This window comes from Paeniglutamicibacter sp. MACA_103 (assembly GCF_045798555.1).
GTDB lineage: Bacteria > Actinomycetota > Actinomycetes > Actinomycetales > Micrococcaceae > Paeniglutamicibacter.
The window spans coordinates 109,497-133,568 of sequence record NZ_JBIXLN010000005.1 but is presented as its reverse complement, the minus strand read 5'-3'; the positions used below and the strand labels follow the sequence as shown (position 1 = coordinate 133,568).

At 62.6% G+C, this 24,072-nt stretch carries 19 protein-coding genes and 3 pseudogenes; 10 read left to right on the top strand and 12 right to left on the bottom strand.

Features of this window, described 5'->3' with window-relative positions; all coding sequences use genetic code 11:
* Positions 1-76 precede the first annotated feature (76 nt).
* The 3 genes from ACIPVK_RS04080 to ACIPVK_RS04070 are packed head-to-tail and all read left to right on the top strand — an operon-like array spanning position 77 to position 3,653.
* Positions 77-1,225, top strand: coding sequence for an alcohol dehydrogenase catalytic domain-containing protein (locus ACIPVK_RS04080; RefSeq protein WP_407610698.1), 1,149 nt, complete (start codon positions 77-79; stop codon positions 1,223-1,225).
* A gap of 5 nt (positions 1,226-1,230) precedes the next feature.
* Positions 1,231-2,694 carry a flavin-containing monooxygenase gene (locus ACIPVK_RS04075; protein ID WP_407610697.1) on the top strand — a complete coding sequence of 488 codons (1,464 nt, stop codon included), beginning with the start codon at positions 1,231-1,233 and terminating at the stop codon, positions 2,692-2,694.
* Positions 2,691-3,653 (top strand): alpha/beta hydrolase, encoded by a 963-nt coding sequence (locus ACIPVK_RS04070; RefSeq protein ID WP_407610696.1) that lies wholly within the window; start codon positions 2,691-2,693, stop codon positions 3,651-3,653. Before ACIPVK_RS04075 ends, ACIPVK_RS04070 begins: the two co-directional genes overlap by 4 nt.
* A 5-nt stretch (positions 3,654-3,658) precedes the next feature.
* On the opposite strand, the pseudogene ACIPVK_RS04065 reads toward ACIPVK_RS04070, so the two are convergent.
* The 11 genes and pseudogenes from ACIPVK_RS04065 to ACIPVK_RS04015 form a co-directional block, all read right to left on the bottom strand.
* A pseudogene (locus ACIPVK_RS04065) lies at positions 3,659-4,544 on the bottom strand (IS481 family transposase).
* A gap of 112 nt (positions 4,545-4,656) precedes the next feature.
* A complete protein-coding gene (locus ACIPVK_RS04060) occupies positions 4,657-5,724 on the bottom strand; it encodes an alcohol dehydrogenase catalytic domain-containing protein (protein WP_407610695.1) in 1,068 nt (355 codons plus the stop codon).
* Between the two features lies 1 nt (position 5,725).
* On the bottom strand, positions 5,726-7,213 hold the full coding sequence (locus ACIPVK_RS04055; RefSeq protein ID WP_407610694.1) for an aldehyde dehydrogenase family protein: 1,488 nt from the start codon (positions 7,211-7,213) through the stop codon (positions 5,726-5,728).
* Positions 7,210-8,736 (bottom strand): alpha/beta fold hydrolase, encoded by a 1,527-nt coding sequence (locus ACIPVK_RS04050; RefSeq protein WP_407610693.1) that lies wholly within the window; start codon positions 8,734-8,736, stop codon positions 7,210-7,212. Before ACIPVK_RS04050 ends, ACIPVK_RS04055 begins: the two co-directional genes overlap by 4 nt.
* Positions 8,733-10,235: a carotenoid oxygenase family protein gene (locus ACIPVK_RS04045; protein ID WP_407610692.1), complete on the bottom strand. Its 1,503-nt coding sequence runs from the start codon at positions 10,233-10,235 to the stop codon at positions 8,733-8,735. The genes ACIPVK_RS04050 and ACIPVK_RS04045 overlap by 4 nt, the downstream gene beginning before the upstream one ends.
* A gap of 59 nt (positions 10,236-10,294) precedes the next feature.
* Positions 10,295-10,885 (bottom strand): TetR/AcrR family transcriptional regulator, encoded by a 591-nt coding sequence (locus ACIPVK_RS04040; protein WP_407610691.1) that lies wholly within the window; start codon positions 10,883-10,885, stop codon positions 10,295-10,297.
* A 33-nt stretch (positions 10,886-10,918) separates the two neighbouring features.
* A complete protein-coding gene (locus ACIPVK_RS04035) occupies positions 10,919-12,208 on the bottom strand; it encodes an ABC transporter substrate-binding protein (protein ID WP_407610690.1) in 1,290 nt (429 codons plus the stop codon).
* A 30-nt stretch (positions 12,209-12,238) separates the two neighbouring features.
* The gene (locus tag ACIPVK_RS04030; RefSeq protein WP_407610689.1) at positions 12,239-13,294 is read right to left on the bottom strand and encodes a branched-chain amino acid ABC transporter permease; all 1,056 of its coding nucleotides are present in this window, start codon (positions 13,292-13,294) and stop codon (positions 12,239-12,241) included.
* A complete protein-coding gene (locus ACIPVK_RS04025) occupies positions 13,294-14,229 on the bottom strand; it encodes a branched-chain amino acid ABC transporter permease (protein WP_407610688.1) in 936 nt (311 codons plus the stop codon). Before ACIPVK_RS04025 ends, ACIPVK_RS04030 begins: the two co-directional genes overlap by 1 nt.
* A gap of 11 nt (positions 14,230-14,240) precedes the next feature.
* Positions 14,241-14,969: an ABC transporter ATP-binding protein gene (locus ACIPVK_RS04020; protein WP_407610687.1), complete on the bottom strand. Its 729-nt coding sequence runs from the start codon at positions 14,967-14,969 to the stop codon at positions 14,241-14,243.
* Positions 14,966-15,748, bottom strand: a complete 783-nt coding sequence (locus tag ACIPVK_RS04015) for an ABC transporter ATP-binding protein (RefSeq protein ID WP_407610686.1) — start codon at positions 15,746-15,748, stop codon at positions 14,966-14,968. The genes ACIPVK_RS04020 and ACIPVK_RS04015 overlap by 4 nt, the downstream gene beginning before the upstream one ends.
* Before the next feature lie 270 nt (positions 15,749-16,018).
* Between ACIPVK_RS04015 and ACIPVK_RS04010 the strand changes: the two genes are divergently transcribed.
* From ACIPVK_RS04010 to ACIPVK_RS04000, 3 genes and pseudogenes are all read left to right on the top strand, one after another.
* Positions 16,019-16,366, top strand: coding sequence for a hypothetical protein (locus tag ACIPVK_RS04010; protein ID WP_407610685.1), 348 nt, complete (start codon positions 16,019-16,021; stop codon positions 16,364-16,366).
* Positions 16,367-16,778: 412 nt separating this feature from the next.
* Positions 16,779-17,489: an SDR family oxidoreductase gene (locus ACIPVK_RS04005; RefSeq protein WP_407610684.1), complete on the top strand. Its 711-nt coding sequence runs from the start codon at positions 16,779-16,781 to the stop codon at positions 17,487-17,489.
* Positions 17,467-18,279, top strand: a pseudogene (locus ACIPVK_RS04000) (SDR family NAD(P)-dependent oxidoreductase). The gene ACIPVK_RS04005 and the pseudogene ACIPVK_RS04000 overlap by 23 nt, the downstream one beginning before the upstream one ends.
* 209 nt (positions 18,280-18,488) lie before the next feature.
* Here the strand turns inward: ACIPVK_RS04000 and ACIPVK_RS03995 are convergent.
* Complete coding sequence (locus tag ACIPVK_RS03995; protein ID WP_407610683.1) at positions 18,489-20,360, bottom strand: helix-turn-helix domain-containing protein; 1,872 nt, start codon at positions 20,358-20,360, stop codon at positions 18,489-18,491.
* 180 nt (positions 20,361-20,540) lie between these two features.
* Here ACIPVK_RS03995 and ACIPVK_RS03990 point away from each other — a divergent pair.
* From ACIPVK_RS03990 to ACIPVK_RS03975, 4 genes and pseudogenes are all read left to right on the top strand, one after another.
* A pseudogene (locus ACIPVK_RS03990) lies at positions 20,541-21,113 on the top strand (alcohol dehydrogenase catalytic domain-containing protein); the annotation flags it as partial.
* 144 nt (positions 21,114-21,257) lie between these two features.
* Positions 21,258-21,773 carry a zinc-binding dehydrogenase gene (locus ACIPVK_RS03985; RefSeq protein WP_407610715.1) on the top strand — a complete coding sequence of 172 codons (516 nt, stop codon included), beginning with the start codon at positions 21,258-21,260 and terminating at the stop codon, positions 21,771-21,773.
* Positions 21,770-23,269, top strand: a complete 1,500-nt coding sequence (locus ACIPVK_RS03980) for a flavin-containing monooxygenase (protein WP_407610682.1) — start codon at positions 21,770-21,772, stop codon at positions 23,267-23,269. Before ACIPVK_RS03985 ends, ACIPVK_RS03980 begins: the two co-directional genes overlap by 4 nt.
* Entirely contained in the window at positions 23,266-23,985 is a 720-nt protein-coding gene (locus ACIPVK_RS03975) for an alpha/beta hydrolase (RefSeq protein ID WP_407610681.1), read from the top strand. Before ACIPVK_RS03980 ends, ACIPVK_RS03975 begins: the two co-directional genes overlap by 4 nt.
* Positions 23,986-24,072 lie beyond the last annotated feature (87 nt).

Sequence of the window (24,072 nt, the reverse complement as noted above, 5' to 3'; positions counted from 1 at the left end):
GTGGCTTTCTCCATTGTGCCGCATCCACCACCCCCCGCAGACTCGAAGGGCGAACATGCGCCGCCAAAGGAGTCCCATGAGCACTTCACCCCCCGCGTCCCTACCTCTGCCGCTGACGATCCGCGGAGCCGTCCTTGAACGCTCCGACGCCGAGGCACCGTACGCCACCTCTCAGCCCCTCCGTGTGCAGGAGCTCACCCTCGATGCCCCCGGCCCCGGCGAAATCCTGGTGCGCATCGAAGCGGCAAGCATCTGCCACTCCGACCTCTCCGTCGTCGATGGCTCACGCCCCCGCCCCCTGCCGATGTTGCTCGGCCATGAGGCGGCGGGCATCATCGAACAGCTCGGCGACGGAGTGGAGGACGTACAGCTCGGCCAGCGCGTGGTGATGACTTTCCTCCCCCGCTGTGGCGACTGCCGCGGCTGCGCCAGCAACGGGCGGATGCCGTGCGAGGTGGGCTCGGCCAGCAACGGTGAGGGCACCCTCCTCAGCGGCGGCCAGCGCCTGCACGCCGCCGGAACCCCGATCAAACACCACCTGGGAATCTCCGGCTTTGCCACCTATGCCGTGGTCTCGCGCCGGTCGGTGGTACCGGTCGGTGACGATGTCCCAGCCGACGTCGCCGCACTCTTGGGTTGCGCCATGCTCACCGGCGGCGGCGCCCTCATAAACGTCGCCCGCCCCAACCCCACCGACAGCGTGGCCGTGATCGGGCTCGGCGGCGTTGGACTGGCCGCGCTGCTCACCGCTCGCGCCCTCGGCGTACAGCGCATCGTCGCCATCGATGCCCAAAGCGCCAAATTCGACACGGCCCTCGCCATGGGCGCATCCGCGGCTCTCACCCCCGACGAGGCACTGGCCTCCGGCGAGCGCTTCACCGTCGTGGTCGAAGCTGCCGGGCACCCGCTCGCGCTCGAAAACGGCATTCACCTCACCGCCCCCGGCGGCATCACGGTGACCGTAGGGCTCCCCCGCCCCGGCCAAGAGACCCGCATCGACCCCCTCACCCTCACCGCCGAGGCCCGCACCATCGTGGGGAGCTACCTGGGCTCCGCCGTGCCCAAGATCGACATCCCGCGCTACGAGCAGCTGTGGCGCGAGGGCAAACTTCCGGTCGAGTCCCTAATCTCCGACCACATCCCCCTCGACCAGATCAACGACGCGATGGACGCCCTCCGCGAGGGACGCGCCATCCGTCAGATCATCAACTTCCCGGGAGCATAAAGAGCATGACACAGGAACACCTCTACGACGCAGTCATCGTCGGCGCCGGCTTCGGCGGTCTGGGCCAGGGTGCCCAGCTTCGCCGCGACGGCATCGACAACTTCCTCATCCTGGACAAGGGCAACGACATTGGCGGTGTGTGGCGCGACAACACCTACCCGGGTGCCGCGTGCGATACCCAGTCAGTCATCTACTGCTACAGCTACTTCCTGCACACGCGCGTTACGCGCATGTTTGCCGGGCAAGAGGAACTCCTGGGCTATCTGCGCGATCTCAGCACCACTTATGAACTCGGCGAGCGCACCCGTCTCGGCCATTACGTCACTGAGACACGGTGGGATGCCGGCACCGCCACGTGGACGATCGTCACCGCCAGCGGCGAGGCTTACCGCAGCCGCAGTTTCATTGCCGCATGGGGCCAGCTGAGCACCCCGCTGGTGCCTGAGATTCCCGGTGCAGCCGATTACAGCGGCGTCACGTTCCACTCTTCCCAGTGGGATCACGACCTCGATCTCACCGGCAAGCGCGTCGCCTCGATCGGTGCCGCCGCAACCGCGGTGCAGTATGTGCCCGAGGTGGCAAAGTCGGCAAGCCACCTCAGCGTCTTCCAGCGATCGGCAAACTACATCCTGCCGCGCGACCAGCGCATCTTCACCGACGCCGAATCGGCGGAGTTCGAGACGCAGCCTGACACCTACCGGCACATCCGCCAGGAAATTCACGAGATGCGCGAGTCCGGCTTCGAGCGCGTGCGAAAGCACTCCTCGGCCTCCGAAGAGGGCATGGACATGGCCCGCGAGCACCTCTATGCCCAGGTGAGCGACCCCGAGCTGCGGGCGAAGCTCGCCCCGGACTATGACTACGGTTGCAAACGCATCCTGCGTAGCGACGACTTCTATCCGGCACTCACCCGCGACAACGTTGAACTCATCACCGATCCTATCGACCGATTCACCCCGACTGGCATCCATACGAGCGATAGTACCGAGCGCGACTTCGACGTCGTGATCTACGCCACGGGTTTCCGTAGCCAGGCGTTCCAGGCAGGCATGCGAGTTGTCGGCTGTGAGGGACAGACCCTCGATGAGCGTTGGGGCGTCGACCCCGAGGCCTACCTCGGCATGACGGTCGATGGCTTCCCGAACATGTTCTTGGTGTACGGGCCGAACACGAACCTCAACCACAACTCAGTCGTCACGATGCTCGAGGCCCAGCAAGCGTACATCGCCCAGTGCGTCGCGTACCTGCGGGCGGGTGAAGAGCGCGTGCTCGAGGTGGATGGCACCATCCTTCGCGAATTCAACGACCGTGTGCAGGCCGAGCTGGAAGAATCGGCTTACGCCTCCGACTGCTCATCCTGGTACAAAAACAGCGCCGGACGGGTGATCAACAACTGGTGCGGCACGGTGGATGAGTACCGCACCCTGACGCAGACGCTGCAACTGGCTGACTACGGGATCGCGGCATGAGCCTGCTCGATCCGTACAGCTGCCGACCCATCGCCGGAGACGCCGCGGAGGCACTCAAGGCCTTCCGCGCGAATGGTGCGGCGTCGTTTCACACGCTCGGGGTCGAGCAGGCACGCACACAGTACGAGGCCGCGTGCGCGGCGAACGGCGTCCCCCGCGAAAACCTCGCCCGCGTGGAGGACTTCCGCGTTGCCGACCGCTTCGACGTGCGACTGTACGTTCCCGCCGACGCCATGGACGGGAGGGTCATCCTGTTCCTGCACGGCGGCGGGTGGGTCTTCGGCAGCCTCGACTCGCACGACGGCCTCTGCCGCCGCCTCGCCGCGCGAAGTGGCGCCGCCGTCGTCGCGGTGGACTACCGGCTTGCCCCCGAGCATGCATACCCCGCCGCTATCGACGATGCGCACAGCGCGCTGGCCTGGCTCATCAACGTGGAATCTCCGCACGGCCTGCGAGCCGACTCGATCGTGGTCGCCGGCGACAGCGCCGGGGGCAACCTAGCGGCGGTGCTCACCAACGAGGTCGTCACCCACATGCCCGAGGTACCGCTCGTCGGCCAGGTGCTGCTATACCCGGTCACCGACCTCACCATGTCGCGCGAGTCGCACCGACGCATCACCCACGGCTTCCCGCTCGTGGCCGACACCATGGAATGGTTCATCGAACAATACGTGGCCAACGACGTCGACGTGGCCAGAGCCGACATCAGCCCGCTCCTGAACACCATCCCGGACGGCATGCCACCGACGATCATCGTCACGGTCGGGCACGATCCGCTCGCCGACGAGGGCATCGACTACGCCGCTGCGCTCTCCCGGCACGGCGTGCAGGTAATGCACCTGCACGAGGCGAGGTACGCCCACGGGCTGTTCACATCCGCAGGCGAGCTGCAGCGCGGCCAGGTCATACTCGACACCATTGCCGCAGAGTTGGACACCGGTGTCTTTCCCGCAGCTTAGGTGCATTAGCCACGGAGGTTGGGAACGCGGCCGACCGGTGCCAGACCCTTCAGCGAAGTGCGTCCTCGACAGTTGTAATAGCCTGGCCACGCCGGAAAGGCGGCCACGCGTTCGGCCTCCGAGCGGTATGCCCGGGCGTAGGTCCATTCCTTGAGCATGGTGCGGTTGAACCGTTCGATCTTGCCGTTGGTCTGGGGCCGGTAGGGGCGGGTGCGCTTGTGCTTGATGTCCGGCCCCAGGCCGTCGGCGAAGGCGTGGGAGCGGTAGCAGGACCCGTTGTTGGTCAGGACCCGCTTCACCGTGATCCCGGCCGAGTTGAAGTAGGCGTTGGCCCGTTTCCAGAAGCCGGAGGCGGTTTCCTTCCTCTCGTCTGCAAGGATCTCGGTGTATGCCAGGCGGGAGTGGTCATCGACGGCGTTGTGCAGGTAGGCGTAGCCGGGCTTGCGGTTGGCCGGGGTCCCGGTCTTGTTGCGGTTCCCGGTGGCCCGGTCCGTGACCCGGTGGCCGCCGCCGTCGGGGATCCGCCCGAGTTTCTTGATGTCCACGTGGACTAGGTCCCCGGGCGCCTCGTGTTCGTAGCGGCGGATGGCCTGCCCGGTGGCGCGGTCCTGCCACGACAGCCGGGAGAGCCCGAACCGGGAGAGGACCTTGTGCACGGTGGAGGGGTGGATGCCCAGCAGGTAGCCGATGCGGGCCGGGCCCAGCGGCGGTTCACCCGCAGTGCGACGATCCGCCGCTCGGTGCGCGTGCAGGTGCGGCCCGGGGAGCGGCGGTGGTGGCGGAGACCTGGAAGCGCTCGGCGGCCCGGCGCAGGGGCCAGCGGTCCTCCACGATGCACCGGGCCAGCTGCAGGCGCCCCCTGGGCGCGAGGATGGCATTATTATGGGACATGAAGAAGACCTCCGGGATGTCGTGAATGTTGTCGCAAACACCACTTCACTTGGAGGTCTTCTTTTTGTCACTCGGCCACGCCGCATGTCACCAACGTCCGGGGTTAATACACCTAGGCCGAGATCCGCACCACCGAGCGCAAAACGGTACCGGCGCGCATGCGCTCATACCCCTGGGCGGTGTGCGCAAAGTCGATCACCTCAGAGACGTAACGCTCCAGCGGCAGACCGCCGGTGAGGGCAAGGGTGCTGAGGCTCGCGATATCACGCTGCGGGTCGCAGTCGCCCCAGTGTGAGTACTCGATCGACAGGCGTTTCATGAAAGCCGTGCGCATCGGGAAGTCGGCCTGCTCGGTGAGCTTCGGCGCGCCCGGAATCACAATGTGTCCGCCCTCTCCGGCGATATCCACGGCGTTGCGGAGCGTGGCGGCGCCGCCAACGGCATCCACCACGATGTCAAAGCCCGTGGGGAGGTCATCTGCGCCCGCACGGTAGGTTTCGGTGGCGCCGAAGTGCACCGACTCTTCCAGCTTTTGTGCACTGACGTCGATCGCCGCGATGCGGCTGGCCCGCGCAAAACGGGCCGCGGCCATGGCTGCAAGCCCCACCCCACCGGCACCGATCACGGCGACGCTGTCCCCCGCGCGCACGCCTGCGGTGTTCATCACGGCACCATAGCCGGTAGGAACACCGCAGCCCAGCAGTGCGGCTTGCTCGACGGGGAACCATGCAGGCACAGTGACGATGTGCTGCTCATCAACGGTCACGTAGTCCGCAAGCCCCCCAGCTCCCAGCACCGGAGTCAGTTCCTGGCCCGAGGCTAGCAGCGCCGGACGCGCCTTGCGCACCTTCCGCGTGCACGAGGTGCGACGACCTCTTGCACACTGCCCGCACTGCCCGCAGGGGGCGAGCAGCGCCACGACCACGCGCGTCCCCACGGCCACGGTGGCCGCGGCACCAACGGCGACAATGCGACCGACGATCTCATGCCCCAGCAAGTACGGAAAGTCGGTGCCAGAGGTGCCGTCGATGTAGTGCAGGTCGCTGTGACAGAGCCCGCAGGCATCCACGGCAATCATGGCTTCGGTATCCTCGGGCTCCGGAACCTGAATGTCGTGGATTTCCACGGGGCCACCGGCCGCAAAGACCACGGCCCCTCGTGCGCTGCGGTACTCCGTCATGTCACATTCCCTTCACGGCATCGCCGCGCGTATCCATCAGCACCGTCTTGACGTTCGTGTACGCCAGGATGCCTTCTTCGCCCATTTCCTGCCCGAAGCCGGAGGCACCGCGGCCACCTATGGTGACCTCGACGCCGCCGTGCACGGCGTAGGAGTTGATCCAATACATTCCGGCATCCACCCGGCGCGCCATCCGCAGCCCGGTGCCGAAGTCGGCACTCCAGCACCCGCCCGCGAGAGCATAGCGCGTGGAATTCGCCAGCGTGACGGCCTCGTCTTCGGTCGCGAAGCGCTGCACGGCAACGACCGGGCCGAAAACTTCTTCCTGTAGCACCGTCGCGTTCGGGACGAGCGTACAGTCGATCACCGTCGGTGGATAGTACGCACCGCGGCCCGCAACTTCCGTGGGGAGTTCGCCACCGCAGAGCACGGTGGCTCCCTCGGCGCATGCCTGCTCGACGATCGCGTGCACCCGCTGCACATCCGCAGCAGTGATCAGCGCGCCGACCTGAGTGTCATCGTCAAAGGGGCTACCCACACGCAAGGAACGAGCCTTTTCGACATAGGAGGCCAAGAACTTCTCAGCGATGCCCTCTTGCAGCAACAACCGCGAGCCCGAGAAGCAACGCTGGCCGCTGTTGCGGAAAATCGCGGCTAGCGATCCGTCCACAGCCGCATCGAACGGGGCGTCGTCAAAGACGACGTTTGCCGACTTGCCCCCGAGCTCCAAGATCAGGCGCTTGAGCTGAGCCACTGCACGCTGACCAACGATCGCACCGACGTCGCTTGACCCCGTGAAAGACACCATGGCCAACTCGGGGGCATCAACCATCGCCTCGCCAACATCGGCACCACCCTGGAGCACGTTGTAGACGCCCGCAGGCACGCCCGCGTCGGCCAGGTGATCGGCAAAGACGGCGGCCGCGTAGGGGTTCTGCATCGGTGACTTCACCACCACGGTATTGCCCACCGCAATGGCGGCTCCCGCCTTCATGGCACTGAACATCAGCGGCGCGTTGAACGGCATGAAGATCGCCACCACACCGACCGGCTCGCGCCAGGTAAATCGCTCTAGCCCCGAGCCCTCGACCAGTGTCGTGCCCTTGACCCGGCGCGCCCACTCGGCGGCCGATTCCAGCAGCGCCGCCGCCGCGTACACATCCTGCTGCGCCTCCGCACGCGTCTTGCCGTTGTCGAGCATGATCAGCGTCGACAACCGCTCAATGTCGACGCGCAGGGACGCCACCGCGGTCAGCAGAATCCGCGCACGCTCATCTGCCGGCGTGGCCGCCCAGCCGGGCTGAGCGGCCGCAGCGGCGCGCACCGCCGCCTGCACCTGGGCAGGCGACGATGCGCGCTCACTTCCGAGAACCGAGCCATCAATCGGCGTCACGACGTCGAAGTTTTCCCCGTCTCCGACGACCTGTTTCCCCGCGATCCGCGTGGCCGAAGCCGGAATGCTGGCCGCGCTGACTAGTTCGGTGTTCATGAGGGCTGACCTGCTCCCACGACACGACGGATAAAGTCAGTCGTGACCTCGTGATACTCGTCCGCCTGCTCAGCGAAGGCGTAGTGCCCCGCGTTGTTGATCTGGTGGAACGACGACCCCGGGGTCATCTCCTGCATCTTCTGCATGCCTGCGGGCGGGCATGCCGTGTCGGACTCACCGGCAAGCATGAGCGCCGGAACCTTGAGCGACGTCAGCGACGGCACCGAGTTGTACTCGGTGATCGCCCGCATGGATGCAAGGAACACCTCGGTCTTCATACCGTTGACGACCTCGACCACGCGATCAACGAGTGGCCCCTGCGCTCTTGGAGCCATCATCACCTTGAGCAGACCAACGGCGTATTCGGCCACCGTCAGACCATCCTCAGCGATAGGCTTCACGCGCTCACGCAGGTAGCGCGCCTTGTCGTCTGCCGTGCGATTCACGAAGCCCGCGGACGCACCCGACAGAATGACACCGTCCAGCGCATCTCCCACGAGCGCGGGAACACGCGGGCCGATGAGCCCACCCATCGAGTGGCCCAGCAGCACGTTGTGCTCGGTGCGCTCGGCCAAAATCATCCGTGCGCAGTACTCGGCAAGCAGCGGCACACCGTAGCCGTCCGGTACCTCTTCGGCACCGTAGCCAGGGCACGACCATGCGACGACGCGGAACCCTGCGGCGTTCCACCGGGAAATCGCGTCATCAAAGTAGTCGCGGTTGCCGTACGCCCCGTGCATGAGGAAGAGCGTCGTGTCGCCCACTCCGTGCACGACATAGTCGGGCAACGTGGCGTCCGGCAGGCTCAGTGCCACGTAACCGCGGCCAGCCTCGGTGGTGCGCCACCAGTCGTTGATCGCAGTGGCCACCTGCTCAGGCTCTTCGGCCGGCAACATGTGACGGGTACCAGCGACCTCGACATAGCTCGCGCCACCGGCGTTCGCCCAGTCGCGCTGAGCCGACGTCGGCACGACGACATCGTCGTCAGCCGCAATGACGAGCACCGGAAGCTCCGTCTCCGACAGGAAGTTCGCCCGGTCCACACGCTGCGTGATCGCGGTGCAGTGCGCCTTGTAGCGCTCCACCCCGTAGGCACGGAGCCCCCGGACGCGCTCTGCCTTGACAGCGTCGTCGTTGGCACGCTCTGGTGCGAACACGACGTCGAGCCGCCCCATCGCTGCCGCCTCGAACGATTCCTCGTCCAGACCAGACACGCGCTCAATGCGCGCGGTCGCCTGCTCGGCGCTTTCCACGTCGATCGGCGCGTTCACGAGCACGAGCCCGCGAAGCAGCTCCGGGTGCTTCTCCGCAACGGTCATCGCCACGACGCCGCCGAAGGAGTGTCCGACAAGGACAGTCCCCTCGGTCAGCTGCGCGGCGACCTGCTCGGCGAGAGCCGCCAGGTCCGGCTCTGCCGGAAGGTCAATCGCGCGTCCGGTGAGTCGCGGGTGCAGAGCCGCCAGCGTCGGCGCCCACACCAGCGCATCGTTGTTCAGCCCGGGAAGGAAAACGACGTCGGTCACTTTGCACGCCCTTCACCGTCGATGCGGTCGCCCTCAACCCAGCACGCGTGCGTGCCGACCGAGATGCGCTCAGGCAGGATGATACGACAGACCGGGCCCGCCTCCATGTCGTCGAGTCGGAAGACCACAGCCTCGGAGCGATCAGCCACCATGTCGGTGACAAACGTGATGCCGTAACCGTCGTCCTCACGGTCGCCGGAGTTCAAACCGCGCGCAATAGCGGGTTCACTTCCGAAGCGCCTCTCGCCGAAGTTGATCCGGTTCGTCGAACCGCTGATTGCGTCGTAGCGCTTGATACCGGTCAGCAGCCACTCACCCGGAAGGAACGTGGCGTTGTAGCTGTAGCGGTATGGCAGCCCCTGGAAGTCGTTCGACACCACGGGGAACTCCGTGACCTCGTCGTCGATCGAGAACTCCTTGACCTCACCGGTGACCATGTTGAACATCCAGCGGTACATGTGTGCACCCGTGGCCGTGGCATCCACGTTGCGCTTGATGCGCGCGTAGATGTCGTGGGCCTCGGTGCCACCCACCGGGGGCTTGACGAGCTCGGGCCACACGCAGCCGTCCTGGATCACCCAGTCGCCGTCTTCGTAGCAGTTCGACAGGTGCATGATCCAGGCCGGCTTCGCCTCGAACCACTTGACGTCCTCCGAGCGGCCGAAGCGCGGCATGATGCCGAAGCGCGACGGGATGTCGTGGTGGAAGGCGCCCTTACGGATGCCCTGCTTGAGCAGTTCGGGGTCAAAGAAGTACGGCAGATCGTGAATGATCGAGTAGCGCTTCGTCATACCGATGTCGTGCGGCCAGCGCGCGCCGGGCAGATCGATCGGCACGTAGTGGACGAGATTGTCTTTCTTGTTGACGACGCCGTAGTTGAAGTATGGGGGCTTCTCGGCGTAGTTGAAGAAGATCATGTCGCCGGTGGCGTTGTCGACCTTGTAGTGCGATGCCATGCCCTGCGGAACCAGGCGTGCCCAGTTCGTGTTCGGGCCGAGGGTCTCCAGCGTCGTCGGGCTGAGGCACCACGGCTCCGACCCCTGCGACATCGTCGCGTAGAGCTTGCCGGCGTGCGCCTTGATGTCCGTGCCTGCGTTGTCCTTCATCGCACCCATCGAGCCCCAGCCGCGGCGCGAGTAGAGCTCCGGCTGAAGCATGCCCGGCCACAGCGACTTCTCTGCGGCCTGTTCGGCCAGGAAGCCCGTGGTGCGCACGAAGGCGTTACGGTACTCGGCCTTGCCGTCACGGAAGCGCACGGCGTGCAGCATGCCGTCACCGTCGAAGGGGTGGTAGATGCCGATCGGGTTGGCGGCCTGGTTATGAGTGTTACGAACGTAGATGCCGTCGAGATCCTCCGGGATCTCACCTATCACCTCAAGCTCGTCGCTGGAGACCGCGTACTCGCGGCCCTGCGGACGCCACGGGCCCTTGAGCCACGGGTTCTCCTGCTCGTCCTCTTCCGGAACACCGATGAAGATCGTGTCGTTGACTTCGTACATGCTGATTCTTCCTTCCGTAACGCGCCCGGTCCCAACCGGGCGCAAGTTCTCGGCGGCGCTTAGCCGTTGTGCGCGCTGATGAGGCGCATGATCAGTTCAGTGAGCCGCTCCGGCCAGTCGGTGAGCTGGCTCCACTGTTCAGCGATACCCACGGCGTAGAACGACCCGACGAACATCGACACGATCGCGTCGATGTCGGTGTCGGGCCTCACGGTGCCGTCGGCAATTCCGCGCTCTAGGATGGCTCGAAGCGCAGTGCGCCGTGGCTGGATGAGCCGCTCCTGGAGCAGGTCGTAAAGGCTTCGGTGCCCGTCGCGCTCGGCGATCGCGGTACCGACAAGACCGAGAAATCGGTTGCCACTCCAACGAGTAAACATTTGCTCGGCCTGGTCGAACAGGTCCTGACGGGTGTCTCCCGTGGGTTCGTGTTCGGTGACGGTGATCATGGTTTCGATCGCGGCGACAGCCAGGGCATCCTTTGACGCCCACCGCCGGTACACCGTCGGACGGGTCACGCCCGCGTCCCGGGCGACATCATCGATCGTCATGCGCTCGTAGCCGTACCGGCTCATGCGCGCTGCGGCTGCATCGAGAATGGCGTGGTCGACAGCGAGATCGCGAGGCCGACCGGGACGCGGGGTGTGTTCCATGAGTTCTTCCTGTTCCATGAGGTACGACGGACGTCAGTCGATCGAGATGACGTCTCCTACCGGAAGGAGACCCTTCGCCGGGTCGTACTTCATGAGCTGTGCGTCCTCACGCCAGATCGGGTCTTCCGTCCAGTTCAGCGTGGCACGAACTCCCTTCGGCGACAGCGGAATCTCCGCGTCGACCGTCCAGGCGGCGTTCATGATGTTGACGCGCGTCAGGCCGCCATCGAGCTTTGCGGCGTTCTTCAGCGCCTCCACCGTCAACAGACCGATCTGGTAGCCGCCGGCGGTGTAGCCGTTGTTGGCATCAGCGTCGGGCGCGTACTGCTTCATCACCTCGTGGTGCTCGGCAAGCTCCGGGTCATCCGCCAGCATGGGGTTGGCCGGGTCAGCGGTCGTGGTGAGCACCTGGACGTCCTTCGCAGCATCGCCAGCGGGCACGAAGTTGGTGTTTATGGCAGCACAGGTGACGTTCACGATAATCGTTCCGGTGAAGCCGGCACGGCGCAGACCTGTCATCAGCGGCGGGCAGTTTGACGTGCTGGTACCGACAAGCACAGCATCCGGCTTCTTCGCCAGCGTCGCGTTCACCTGGGCATCGACACTCGGTGCGGCAGCCGCAACCTGCTCCACACTGACGAGCTTGAGGTCCGTTCCCTCGATCGACTCGGTGACGGCATCCGAGAATACTTCAGAGCGGTCATCGTCAGCATTGATCATGGCGATATTGGCGCTGGTGAGGCCCTGATCCTGCAGAGCCTTGACCCACAGCGCCGCTTCGGTCTCGTAGGGTGCCAAGTTCGACGTGGTGAAGGGGTGCTTCTCCGGGTCGGCGATCAGCGAGGAGACACCGGATGCGACCCACAGCTGCGGGGTGCAGCTGCGCTCGACGAAGGGCTGCGTCGCGGCGACACCCGGGGTGCCGACCTGTCCGACCATGGCCATGACCTTCGTGCTGTCGATGAGCTGGCGCACGTTGGTGACCGCGCGCGCCGTCTCGAATGCGTCATCCTTGACGACGAACTCGATCTTGTGACCGTCGATACCGCCTTCGGCGTTCTGCTTCTCGAAGACCGCGTTGATGGCCTTGGCGATGTTGTTGACGACCGCAATCGGGCCCGACTGCGCCAGGCTCACGCCCAGCTTGATCGGCTCACCCTCAGCGAGCGCCTTCATTGCATCGGCAGGGCAGGAGTCGGTGGGAACGGGGCCGCTGGAAGCGCCCTCGCCACTGGCTGCGGTGATTTCGCCACGTGAGCAACCGCTCACGACGAGCACGCCAACCAGGGCGACGGCGGCAAGTGCCTTAATAGGGTGTTTCATTTCACTCCAATGTGATTGAGGGGGCGCGGGTCAGGAAAGGTCCGCGGAGACAACGGGGTCAGTGCTTTTCTTGCGTTGGCTCCACTTTCGCCACTTGTTCATGACGACCGTGGGCAGGGATGCAAGTCCGCCAGGCAAGATGAAGATCATGCCGATCAGGAGGACGGCGTACAGGATGTTTGCCTGCGGGCCGCTGACGATGGATGCCGTGAGAGACGGCAGCAGGGCGATGACAAGACCACCGAGCAGAGCGCCCATCAGTCGCGACGTGCCGCCGACGATGAGGCCCGTGGTGAGCAGGATCGTGAACATCAGCGAGTAGTCATCCGGCCCAGCGATCTCGAGCATCATCACCAGCAAGGGGCCAGCGACAGCACCGAAGAGGCCCGCGTAGCCGAACGCCAGCACGCGGCTCTGCGGTACGGCAATGCCGTTGCTGAGCGCGCCCGCCTCATTCGACCGGGACATCGCCATGGCGCGACCGATACGCGAGCGCACAATGTTGCGCACGAACAGGAAGCACAGTGCGGCAATGGCGCAGATCACCAGGAAGCGCCACTGCGTCGTCGTGAGGAAGCTCACCGGCGACGAGAAGTCAACAAGAGCGAGCTTGCCGTTGGCGCCGCCCGTGAAGTCGGAGTAGCGCTTGATCACCATCGGGAACACGATCGCCACGCCCAGAGTCATCGTGGCGAGGTAGTGCCCCTTCACCCGCAGTGCAGGAAGACCGAGCAGGCACCCCACACCGAAGCCGAGGAGAGCCGCGACCGGAATCGTGGCGAGGATGTGCCAGCCGTAGTCTGCGACCAGGATGGCAGCCGTGTACGCACCGAGCCCGGTGAAGGCCCCCTGCGCGAGCGAGAACTGCCCGCTGAAGCCGACGACAATGTTCAAGCCCAAAATGGCAACGGCGTAGGAGACGGCCTTCGCCAGGTACACCAGTTCGAAGTCGGGACGCACGAAGGTCACGATCAGAGCCAGTGCGGCCAACCCGGCGACCAGGATCAGAGGCTTCCACCGCGGTGCGCGGTTGGTAGCGGCAACCAGCGTCGAGGTGCGCGGGGCACCCGTCATCACAGTAGCCATTACGGCCTCACCACTTTCGTCGATCCGAATAGTCCGCTCGGCCGGAACACCAGCACGAGGAAGATCACCATAAGCGCCACCGCGACGTTCAGGCTGGGCCCGATCCATTCGATGGCGTTCGGGATCGTCGCTTCGAGCAGACCAATGATCAGTCCGCCAATGATGGCGCCGAACAGGCTGTCAAAGCCGCCCAGGGCCGCCGCGGCGAAGCCGAACAGCAAGCCGTTGAGCATGAGGTTGCTGTGCAGGAGCCCCGACTGCTGTGAGAACAGCATGCCGACCAGCACACCGATCGCCGCCGAGATGCCCCAGCCGATGGTGAGGTAGCGGTTGCGGTCGATGCCGAGGGACTCTGCCGAGTCAGGGTTCGACGTGATCGCACGGTAGCCGAGGCCCATGCGGGTCTTGCGCAACCACAGCTCCAGTGCCCCGAAGGTGACGAGCAGGATCGCCATGCCACCGAGTGCGGAGAAGTTGATGTGCACATCCGGCACACCACCGAGCAGCTGAATCTTGTCGTTCAGGCCGTTCGGCAACGGCGACAGACCCTGGCGCTGGCTGGTGCCCCAGATCACCGCGGAGCCTGCGTTCAACAGCAGGAACACCCCCAACAGCACGATCATCGGAGCGTGGCCACCGCGCTTCACCACGGGGCGAAGCATGTAACGCCAGGAGGCGGCCCCGATCAGGAACATCACGGCCATTGCGATCGGAACAGCCGCCCACAGCGGCATCCCTGTCCACAGCATGACCTGGAAGACGATAAAGGCGCCGACCATCGCCATCTCACCCTGCGCAAAGTTCAGTTGCGCGGAAGTCTTGTAGATAAAGACCAGGGCGAGGGCAAGGAAGGCGTAGAGAACACCGTTGGAGAGTCCATTGATCAGACTCTGCAGGATGGTGTTGAGCTGAAAGTAGTCGTCATTGAGGAACATTGGTAAGTACGTCATCGTGCAATATCACCTCCCAGGTAGGCGTGCTGAACTTCGGGGTTGCTCTGCAGGTCGCTTGCGGGCCCTTCGAGCACCGTGCGACCCACCTCGAGCACGAAGCCGCAGTCGGCGATCGCGAGGGCGATCTCGGCATTCTGCTCGACGACCAGCATCGAGGTGCCGGTGGACTTGTTGATCTCGGAGAAGATGCTGAAGATCTCACCGACGATCTTCGGGGCGAGTCCGAGCGAGGGCTCGTCCAGCATCAGGAGCGCCGGCTTGCCCATCATGGCGCGGGCAATGGCGAGCATCTGCTGCTCCCCACCACTGAGCAGACCCGCCAGCTGCGTGCGACGCTTACCCAGCACGGGGAAGCGCTCGTACCACTCGCGCACCTCGGCGGCGACGGCAGGGCGGTCTTTGCGGTTGATGGCACCGGCGAGCAGGTTGTCTTCGACCGTTAGCTCGGTGAGCGTGCCGCGTCCCTGGGGAACGTGTGCGATGCCCGCCTTCGCGACATTCGAGGGCGACATGCCCAGGATGCTGGTGCCCTGAAGCGTGACGGAGCCGCTCGCGGAGACGCTGCCGCTGATGGCGCGCAGCGTCGTGGTCTTGCCGGCACCGTTGGCACCGAGCAGGAGGGCGATCTCGCCCGTGCGAACGGTGAAGTGCACGCCGTGCAGCACGCGCACCGGGCCGTAGCTTGCTTCGAGGTTCTGTACATCAAGGATCAGCTCGCTCATGCCTTCACCCCCAGGTAGGCGTCAATGACTTCCTGACGGGCAAGGACTTTCTCCGGCTCACCCTCGGCGAGGACGGAGCCGAAGTTCAGCACGACCAGGTGATCGGCGACACTGCGGATAAGGCCCATGTGGTGCTCAACGACGACGATGGTGAGCTTCTTGTGGGCGGCGAAGTCATTGATGCGGTCGGCGAGGTCTGCCACTTCCGAGTGAGTGAGGCCGTTCGCCGGTTCATCCAGCAGCAGCACCGAGGCATCGAATGCCAGGGCGCGTGCGATCTCGACGAGCTTGAGGTTGGGCAGACCTAGGTCGGAGCAGGGGCGGTGTGCGAGGCGCTCCAGGCCCAGCGCGCCGATGGCGAGGTCGGCGCGCTCGCGCGCGTCAGCCTCTTCCTTCTTCGATCCGATGCGCAGACCCGCCTGGATCCAGCCGAGCTTTCCGTGCCGGTGAGCGCCGATCATGACGTTCTCGCGCACGGTCATCTCTGGAACGACGGCCACATGCTGGAAGGAGCGGGCGATTCCGGCACGGGCGACGGCATCCGTGCGAGAGCCGAGAATCTCTTTGCCATCGAAGGTGACAGACCCCGTGGCGGGGACCATCCCGGTGATGGCGTTGAAGCAGGTGGTTTTTCCTGCTCCGTTGGGGCCGATGAGTCCGAGGACCTTTCCGGCCGGAACGTCGAAGCTGACATCGTCGACGGCGACGAGACCTCCGAAGCGGACGGAGAGTGAACGCACCGACAACGCTGGCGTGAGTTCAAGTTCTTGTGCTGGCATGCCAACATGGTATTACATTACGTTACAGTCAAGTCAAGCAATTTGAGAAGGTATTTAATCCGGCCCTCGCCGGGCCCGCGAAATCATGGGCAGAATGGGCGAACTCGACTCTGCTCGCCACCACGACGCGTCATGCTGTTTCCTTTTTTCCTGCCGGCATTTTGGGCGTTCTCGTACAAGGGTTCTACGACATATTGAAGACCAACAGCGTGCCAATGAATCTATGGAGGAACTTCCATGGTGGTCAAGTGGTGACCACGGCATGCTTGCATGAGCATGATCGTCATCACCACAAACCCTGAGGAGGAACAACGCCGAGCGGCGATCCTGCGCGAAGTCCTCGCTACGCACCCGGGCACCATCGCCAAGGCGCTCATCATGCGCATCGGAGAAAATTCTTCGTACTATTTGATGATCGTCTTCTCCATCACTTACCTAACGGTCCATGTCAAGGTTGGCTACTCCACAGTGTTGCTGATCCTTTTCTTGGCCAACATCGTCCAATTCATCGCCATGCTATTCGGTGGCTGGCTCTCTGACCGTATCGGACGAAAGGGAGCCATTGGAGTTGGCTATGCGGGCTTGTTCGTTTGGGTCGCATTGTTTTCCCAGCACTGAACACCGGAGATTTCTGGGCTATATTCGGCATCACTGCATTCGGTTTGACGACACAGGCTATCGCCTACGCACCACAGGCCGCACTGATGTCAGAGATCTTCCCAACTCGGATGCGCTATTTGGGTTCATCATTCACGTACCAGATCGCCACAATCTTCGCTGGATCAATAGCCCCGTTGGTGGCAACCGTGTTGCTGAACAAGTTTGACTCAGTCTTACCCATTGTTCTGTATGTCGTCGCAGTCTTGGTCCTCTCTACGGTTTCCCTCTCGATGCTCAAGGAAACACGAGGCCAAAACCTGGCCGATCTGGACAAACCCACCCCTGCCCACTAAGAACCAGTTCGAACTCAGAACCGCTGGCCCGGATTCTTCCAGATCGTCTTGGCCAGCGGAAGACCGAAAGGACACCATTGAGTACCACCAGTCGCACTGCTGTCGTCACGGGAGGCGAAGGGTCAATCGGGCGCGCGCTCGTCGCGCTATTGCTTGCCCGCGGGATCCGCGTCGTGTCGGCAGATCGTTGTCGCTCGGACACCTCGCCGCCAGCAAGCAATGGCTACCTTTATGAGTATCATCCGTATGAAGCGCAGGACGCCTCAAGCGCTGAAGTGCTTGTCGCCGAGGTCGGCCCAATTGACTATCTAGTGCTTGCCGCGGGCATCTATCCTGAATCCCCGCTGTCCACGATGTCGGACGATGACTGGCACAACACCATCAATATCAACCTCACCGGCAGCTACACGTTGCTTCAACGCTCCTTGCCCATGCTGACCCAAGACGCGTCTGTGGTTTTGTTGTCATCGATAGCGGGGGTTCGAGGCAGTCGCCATCACGCCCACTATGCAGCCAGCAAGGCTGGCTTGTTAGGACTGGCCAGATCAGCAATGTGGGAACTCGGACAATCTCGTAGAATCAACGTCGTTTCCCCAGGCATTATCGACAACGCCATGTCCGCGGACCTGCGTGGAGCCTCGGGCGAACTCATACTAACCAATACCCCTTTGGGCAGATACGGCACGCCCCACGAAGTAGCAACCGTTCTCGATTTCCTATGTAGCGACGCAAGCGCATTCATTCAAGGGGAGAACATCAACGTCAATGGAGGTTTTTATGTCGGCTGAGCGATTCGCGGCCACGGACGCGGCTGGGCTTACGGGCCGACGAGTGGTCATTACTGGTGGTTCCGGCGGGATCGGCGCTGCTACCGCTCTGCGCTTCGCATCTGCAGGTGCAATTGTCGCTGTTGCAGACTTGGACGCCGAGGTGGCCGACGCAACAGCCGAACGCATCAATTCCCTTGGACTGCCCGGGCATGTTACCGGATATGCCGTCGACGTTTCTGTCGTTGATTCGGTATACGCCCTGGCTAGCCGTGTCACCACAGATCTGGGCGGATTCGAGGTGTGGTTCAATAATGCCGGCGTCGGATCGGGCGGGTTGTTGCCCGAACATGAGCCCGAATAACGCGATTACCACCGAGTTATTCGGGTGAACCAAGACGGCGTGTACCACGGCTTGCTAGTTGCCGCCCGAGCGTTCATTGATTCCAAAACCAGCGGGACAATCATCAACACGTCGTCAATCTACGGCGAGAGCGCCTATCCTGGAGCGCTGGCATACGGGGCAGCTAAGGCCGCAGTAAACGCCATGACCCGCAGCGCCGCACTTGAGCTGGCCGAGCATGGGATCCGGGTCGTCGGGGTCGCCCCAGGTAGGGTCGACACTCCCATCCTTCGCCGTTTTAGCGCCGAACAGAAGGAAGTTTTCGCCTCGGAGCAGTTGCGCCGCGCGATGACAGCTCCTCGTGAAATAGCAGAGGTTGTCGCGTTCTTGGCTAGCGATGCCGCCAGCGTAATCAATGGGACCACGATTCATGCTGACGACGGCTATTTGGCTTTCAAAAGTCGATAAGTTCAAAATAGCCACTCTTGTTGAGTGGGTGGATACCATGGCATCCACCCACTCAACAAGATCGCCACCAGCCTTCCTCCTCGTTCGGAGAATCACAAACTTGGCACAAATCAACTGTCAGAGGCACAAAGGTCATCGCCGCGCGATTGACGGGTCCGGCTCTCTGAAACTCGGCCAACCACGGCTTCACCCGTCTTTGCATTTCTGGGTCAGCGCCGAGGAGTAGGACCTTCAAGAAGCTGAGACACAACCAGCAGTACATGATTATCCAGTGCCGCGCGTCCGCTGCTCCAGTCGGCGCCCAAGAGCAAGTCGATTCGATCTAATCTCTGACGAACCGTGTTCTGGTGGATCGTAAGTTCGACGGCCGTTCGTGCGATATTGCGGCCTTCATCCAAGTAGCACAAGGCCGTCTCGCGCAGCTGGCTGCCATTGGTTGCATCGTATTGCAGCAGCGGGCCAAGGGAGGCATTCAACGCACTTTGGGTGACTTGCGAATCGGCGTTTGCGAGGAAGATCCCAATCGTCCCCAGCGAACGCCAGCTCAGCACACGGCCTGCCTGCGGCACTGCCCGGGCCGCTACGAGGATTCGCTCCGCCAAGGCGAACTCGGCACCTACTGAGGCTACGGTTTCCAACGGCTCAGAATGGGCCATCCGGGCACCGCCCCAATGCCGTGCACCTCGCCTCGACATGAAGTCCGAGATCCACTCGAATATCTTCTCGGATGCGGCTACGTAGAGATGATCATTGATATGGGCGCGCAGGAGCTGCGCGCCCAGGTTTAACTCCAGGGCCTCCTCGAAGTCCCTTAGTGATCGAGCCGTCGCATCGACGACTGCAACACGAAAAGGGGAACCGTCTCTAATTCCGTATTCGGCCGCCGAAGCAACTGCCTGCGCGGGTAATGCACCTGGGGCCGAACTGATCAGAGTAGCCAGCAATTCGGCCCGAGCCCGCTCGCCATCCCGACGGGAAGCGTTTGAGTGGGAAATAAAGGTACCCAGTACCAGAGCCGCCCGACGCAGGATGGAATCATCGTCGTCTTCCATATTTCCCTCGACCAAGACTCCGCCAAGAGTCTCCCCCTCGATCACCGCCGCCATCACGACCACTGAAGTGCCGTCGCTAAGAACGCCGGTGACCGGCCCATTAGCGTGTCGGGAGGCAGGCAAAAGGGTGCGAGCAGCATGGAGGGACTCACCACCCGCGTCCGATACATCAAACCGAACCGTAAGGTCCAGCAGTCGAGTCGTTCGTCCGAGGATTTTTCCAAGCTGAGTGGCCAAACCGGGCAACCCCGCGGATGACGTCAGAGACGAAAACAACAATTCGTCAGCACGACTCAGATGCTGAAGCCGTTCGATGGACCTGTTGCTTTCTTGGTGGGCTCGTTCCAACTGCCTCATGGAATTCGTGAGCTCACCGAGCCGAGCAAGGTTGTCCAATGCCACTGCTGCCTGATTCGCAAGAGCCTCCACCGCGAAGATCTGGTCCTCAGTGAACTCATGCGACCGCCTATCCGCCACAAGGAGCGCCCCGATGATGTCACCGCCAACCCGCAATGGCGCACCCAGGATCGCTTTCACGCCTTCCTTGGCCACCGCATCGTCAATTGGTCCAATGTGAGCGAGCCCAGCCGACCCAAGGTAATCTGCCACTTGGATTGGCCCATCGGCACGGGCCACGGATCCGAGAAGCCCTGTGTTGAACGGCATTCTTATCTCCCTGTAGGCCTGCGTCCAAACACCATCGGTTTCGGTGATGCGGGTTTCGCCGAGTTCCTGGTCATTGAGGCTGATGTAGGCCATGTCCGTTCCCACGATGGCCCTTGTCCGCGTGACGATCTCGCGCAAGGTGTTCTGACCTTCGCGCAGCGAAGAAATGGCAGCTGCCGTGTCGGACAACACGTGTGTTAGCAGTTTCTGCCGGCGTGACGTCGAAGACAACGCATTCACTTTTCGCAGCGCATGGCGCCATCTTTGCCCGTCTGCATCTGCAGGAAGGATGTCCATGGAAATCTCAAGCTCCGAGGGTTCGATACTCAAGGCATTTTCGAGAATCTCGACATAAGTTTTCATCAGCCGCCTCCTCAGGATTTTTCTACACATCAATCGCAAAACTATGTAAATTGTCACATGGTCGCACCCGCGCTAAGGGATCAGACTCGATACATGACGTTCGCCAGATCACACTGGCCCGTGCTTCTAGCAAATTAGATGAATCGCTCTTTACCTCCCGAACATTGAAAGGGCCGTCGCATGACAACGAGCGTGACCACGCCTTCCCGCCGTACCACAGACACAGCGCCATCGGAATCAATTTCACCGCTCGCAGTTTCGTCGATCCGAGGTGATTCCATCCGCATCCGTGGCGCAGTTTTGAACTCGATCGGCGCCCCGGCCCCGTACAGCGTGAGCCGTCCCATCACCATTGACAATCTGAATCTTGGTCGGCCGCGGCGTGGCGAAGTGTTGGTCCGCGTCGAGGCGGCGGGGCTGTGCCATTCCGACCTTTCTGTAGTCAATGGATCAAGACCCCGACCTGTGCCGATGCTGCTCGGTCACGAAGCCGCCGGCATAGTCGCGGAAGTAGGAGTTGGGGTCACATCAGTTGAGGTTGGGCAACGCGTGGTCATGACCTTCCTGCCGCGTTGCGGGGAATGTGAAGCTTGTGGCACGAACGGCAAGCTGCCTTGTTCGAATGGCAGCAAGAGCAACGAGCATGGAATCTTGCTCTCAGGTTCGTCTCATTTGCTTCGTGGAAGCGAACCTGTAAGCCATCATCTGGGGGTCTCCGGTTTCGCCACCCATACCGTAGTCGATGAGCGTTCCGTAGTTCCGGTGGGTCTGGATGTGCCGCCCACTGTGGCCGCCTTGCTCGGCTGCGCAGTTCTCACAGGAGGAGGGGCTCTGCTGAATGCAGGGGCGATTACAAGCCAAAGCACCGTCGCCGTAGTTGGACTTGGAGGCGTAGGAATGGCAGGACTCCTGACTGCATTGGCCACTGGATGCCGCCGTGTCGTCGCCGTCGACGCCCAGAAATCAAAGCTCGAACTTGCACGCGAATGGGGTGCAGATGCAGCTTACAGCCCCACAGAGGCCATTGAACGGTCGGTGAGCGCCGACGTTGTGCTGGAGGCTGTAGGCCATCCGGGCGCCTTCGAAACCGCTTACCAGCTACTCGGTCTTGGTGGAACGCTGGTTACGGTGGGGCTGCCAGCCCCCGGGGCGATGGCCAGTATCGAACCGCTGTCGCTGACGGCACAGGCTCAGACCATAGTTGGAAGTTACCTAGGATCAGCCGTTCCCAAGCGCGACATCCCGCGATTCGAGCAGCTTTGGCGAGAGGGTCGCCTTCCCCTAGAAAAGCTCATTTCCCGTGAGATCCGGCTAGAAGACATCAATGAGGGCATGGACGCGTTGGCCTCCGGCACGGTAATCCGGCAGGTTGTCACATTTGAAATGAGCCAGAAGGAAAGTGAGCATGAATGAACAACGAATCGATGCACTGCGACGTCGTGGTCCTAGGTGCCGGGTTCGGCGGGCTGGGCATGGGTGCACAGCTCAAAAAGGCCGGAATCAATGACTTCACAATCTTGGAAAAGGGTCCAGGTCTTGGCGGCGTGTGGCGTGAAAACTCCTACCCGGGCGCGGCATGCGATACCGAGGCGCATCTCTACTGCTACAGCTTCTTTCCGCACCTCAGGGTAAGTCGGATGTACGCCGACCGCGACGAATTGCTGGGGTATCTGGACCGATTTGCCGCCCATTTTGAGCTTGGTGGGCACCTTCGTTTCAATTCGGAGGTCACCAGTGCGACGTGGGACAGCGATGCAGCACTTTGGCGTTTACAGATTGCAGGCTCCGGCGAAATAACCGCTCGCGTGTTCATTCCCGCTTGGGGCCAACTAAATGCTCCTTCGATCCCGGCTATTCCAGGATTGGCCGAATTCGGAGGGCAAGTCTTCCACTCGGCCAGGTGGGACCGCTCCATCGATTTGGCCGGAAAAAAAGTGATCAGCATCGGTTCAGCCGCCAGCGCTGTGCAGTACGTGCCCGAAGTCGCGAAGGTCGCCGGTTCCTTGAGAGTCTTCCAACGCAGTGCCAACTGGATCATGCCCCGCAACCAAGTAATATTCAGCGAGCAACAGCTGGACGCCTTCGAGGAGGATCCGTCCACCTTCGAACAGTCTCGCGAAAACCTCCACGAGTTCAGGGAGAACGGATTCGAGCGCACGCGACTCGCCACCGACGCCCAGCTCGCCGGTGTTGAACAGGCAATGGCCCACCTGGCCGCTCAGGTCCCGGATGAAGCATTGCGGGCCCGGCTGACCCCGGATTACGAGTTCGGTTGCAAGCGAATCTTGCGCACCGATGACTACTACCCAGCCTTGATGCGTGAGAACGTCGATCTGGTAACCGCGTCAGTTGATTCTTTCGTCCGCGAAGGGATCCGTACCCGGGACGGAGCTGTCCACGAAGCAGACGTGGTGATCTTCGGGACTGGCTTCGATTCCCAGGCATTCCACGGAGACCTGCGCATCATCGGTGCCTCCGGCGACGATTTAAAAGACCGCTGGGCAGACGGCGCAGAAGCCTACCTCGGCATCACGGTGGACGGTTTCCCGAACCTCTTCATGATCTACGGACCCAACACCAACTTGAACCACAATTCCATCATCACCATGCTGGAAATCCAGCAGAGCTACATACTCCAGGCGCTGGCTCGCCTTCTGCCGGTTCCCGGTTCATCAGTCGAAGTGCGCGGACGCGTACTAGCAACGTACAACGCTAATCTTCAGGAAGAGATGGAGGGGTCTGCCTTCTCCGCCGACTGCTCCAGCTGGTACAAAAACGCCAACGGCAAGGTAATCAACAATTGGTCCGGAACCGTAGAGGAATATCGTTCCCTGGCCGGTGACTTCAACACCCGAGATTACGTCCTTTCTGGTGCTGCCCTTCGTGCACCGGAAAATGCCCGATCATGAGCGGTACGGTGCGGGATCAACTGCCGCTCGCGTTGGTGGCAGACGACGCAGTTGCCCTGATCTCCGCATTCCGCCAAAACGGTTCGATCGGTTTCCATGACCTGTCGCTGGCCGATTCACGCGGCGCCTACGAGGTTGGTTGCGCCGCAAACGGGCTCCCTTTTCAGGAATTGCCCCATGTGGAGGACCTGGTTTGCCCCATTGAGAATGGCTCAATCCGCCTACGCCACTATTCGCCTTTCAGCGAAGCCTCGGGCCCCAGACCCGTCATGCTGTTTGTTCACGGTGGTGGCTGGGCCATTGGTTCGCTGGAAACCCACGACCTGATCTGTCGGCAACTGGCATTCGCCAGCGGAATCGATCTCGTGGCTGTGGAGTACCGGCTGGCACCCGAGCATCCATTCCCGGTGCCCCTGCAAGACTGCATCGCAGCATTGGGGTACATATGTATACACGCGGCTGAACAGGGCTGGGATCCTCACCGCGTCCTTGTCGCCGGGGATAGCGCCGGCGGCAACCTCGCCACGGTACTGGCATCCGACCCGCGTTGCGCCGTATCCGGGACGGCCGTGATCGGACAGCTGCTTTTCTACCCGGTGGCAAGTTTGGCCTCGGAGTCCCCCTCATACGGTCGGCTCGAGTCAGGCTTTCCGCTCACTGCGGATTCGATGCGGTGGTTCAAGGAGCTCTACCTAGCCCCAATACCGTTTACTTAGTAACTTTGGGAACGCGTTTGAGTGGCCAGCTGGACATCTTGCGTTTCACGACGCGGGGGTTGCTGCGCTGCCGCCGAGGCGGCAGCA

Bases quoted from the DNA above. Each gene is read 5' to 3' on its own strand.
- ACIPVK_RS03985 (WP_407610715.1), top strand. From the start codon at position 21,258: ATGGCAGGACTCCTGACTGCATTGGCCACTGGATGCCGCCGTGTCGTC.
- ACIPVK_RS03980 (WP_407610682.1), top strand. From the start codon at position 21,770: ATGAACAACGAATCGATGCACTGCGACGTCGTGGTCCTAGGTGCCGGG.
- ACIPVK_RS04040 (WP_407610691.1), bottom strand. From the start codon at position 10,885: ATGGAACACACCCCGCGTCCCGGTCGGCCTCGCGATCTCGCTGTCGAC.
- ACIPVK_RS04060 (WP_407610695.1), bottom strand. From the start codon at position 5,724: ATGACGGAGTACCGCAGCGCACGAGGGGCCGTGGTCTTTGCGGCCGGT.
- ACIPVK_RS04070 (WP_407610696.1), top strand. From the start codon at position 2,691: ATGAGCCTGCTCGATCCGTACAGCTGCCGACCCATCGCCGGAGACGCC.
- ACIPVK_RS03975 (WP_407610681.1), top strand. From the start codon at position 23,266: ATGAGCGGTACGGTGCGGGATCAACTGCCGCTCGCGTTGGTGGCAGAC.
- ACIPVK_RS04045 (WP_407610692.1), bottom strand. From the start codon at position 10,235: ATGTACGAAGTCAACGACACGATCTTCATCGGTGTTCCGGAAGAGGAC.
- ACIPVK_RS04075 (WP_407610697.1), top strand. From the start codon at position 1,231: ATGACACAGGAACACCTCTACGACGCAGTCATCGTCGGCGCCGGCTTC.
- ACIPVK_RS04055 (WP_407610694.1), bottom strand. From the start codon at position 7,213: ATGAACACCGAACTAGTCAGCGCGGCCAGCATTCCGGCTTCGGCCACG.
- ACIPVK_RS04015 (WP_407610686.1), bottom strand. From the start codon at position 15,748: ATGCCAGCACAAGAACTTGAACTCACGCCAGCGTTGTCGGTGCGTTCA.
- ACIPVK_RS03995 (WP_407610683.1), bottom strand. From the start codon at position 20,360: ATGAAAACTTATGTCGAGATTCTCGAAAATGCCTTGAGTATCGAACCC.
- ACIPVK_RS04010 (WP_407610685.1), top strand. From the start codon at position 16,019: ATGAGCATGATCGTCATCACCACAAACCCTGAGGAGGAACAACGCCGA.
- ACIPVK_RS04020 (WP_407610687.1), bottom strand. From the start codon at position 14,969: ATGAGCGAGCTGATCCTTGATGTACAGAACCTCGAAGCAAGCTACGGC.
- ACIPVK_RS04080 (WP_407610698.1), top strand. From the start codon at position 77: ATGAGCACTTCACCCCCCGCGTCCCTACCTCTGCCGCTGACGATCCGC.
- ACIPVK_RS04030 (WP_407610689.1), bottom strand. From the start codon at position 13,294: ATGGCTACTGTGATGACGGGTGCCCCGCGCACCTCGACGCTGGTTGCC.
- ACIPVK_RS04035 (WP_407610690.1), bottom strand. From the start codon at position 12,208: ATGAAACACCCTATTAAGGCACTTGCCGCCGTCGCCCTGGTTGGCGTG.
- ACIPVK_RS04025 (WP_407610688.1), bottom strand. From the start codon at position 14,229: ATGTTCCTCAATGACGACTACTTTCAGCTCAACACCATCCTGCAGAGT.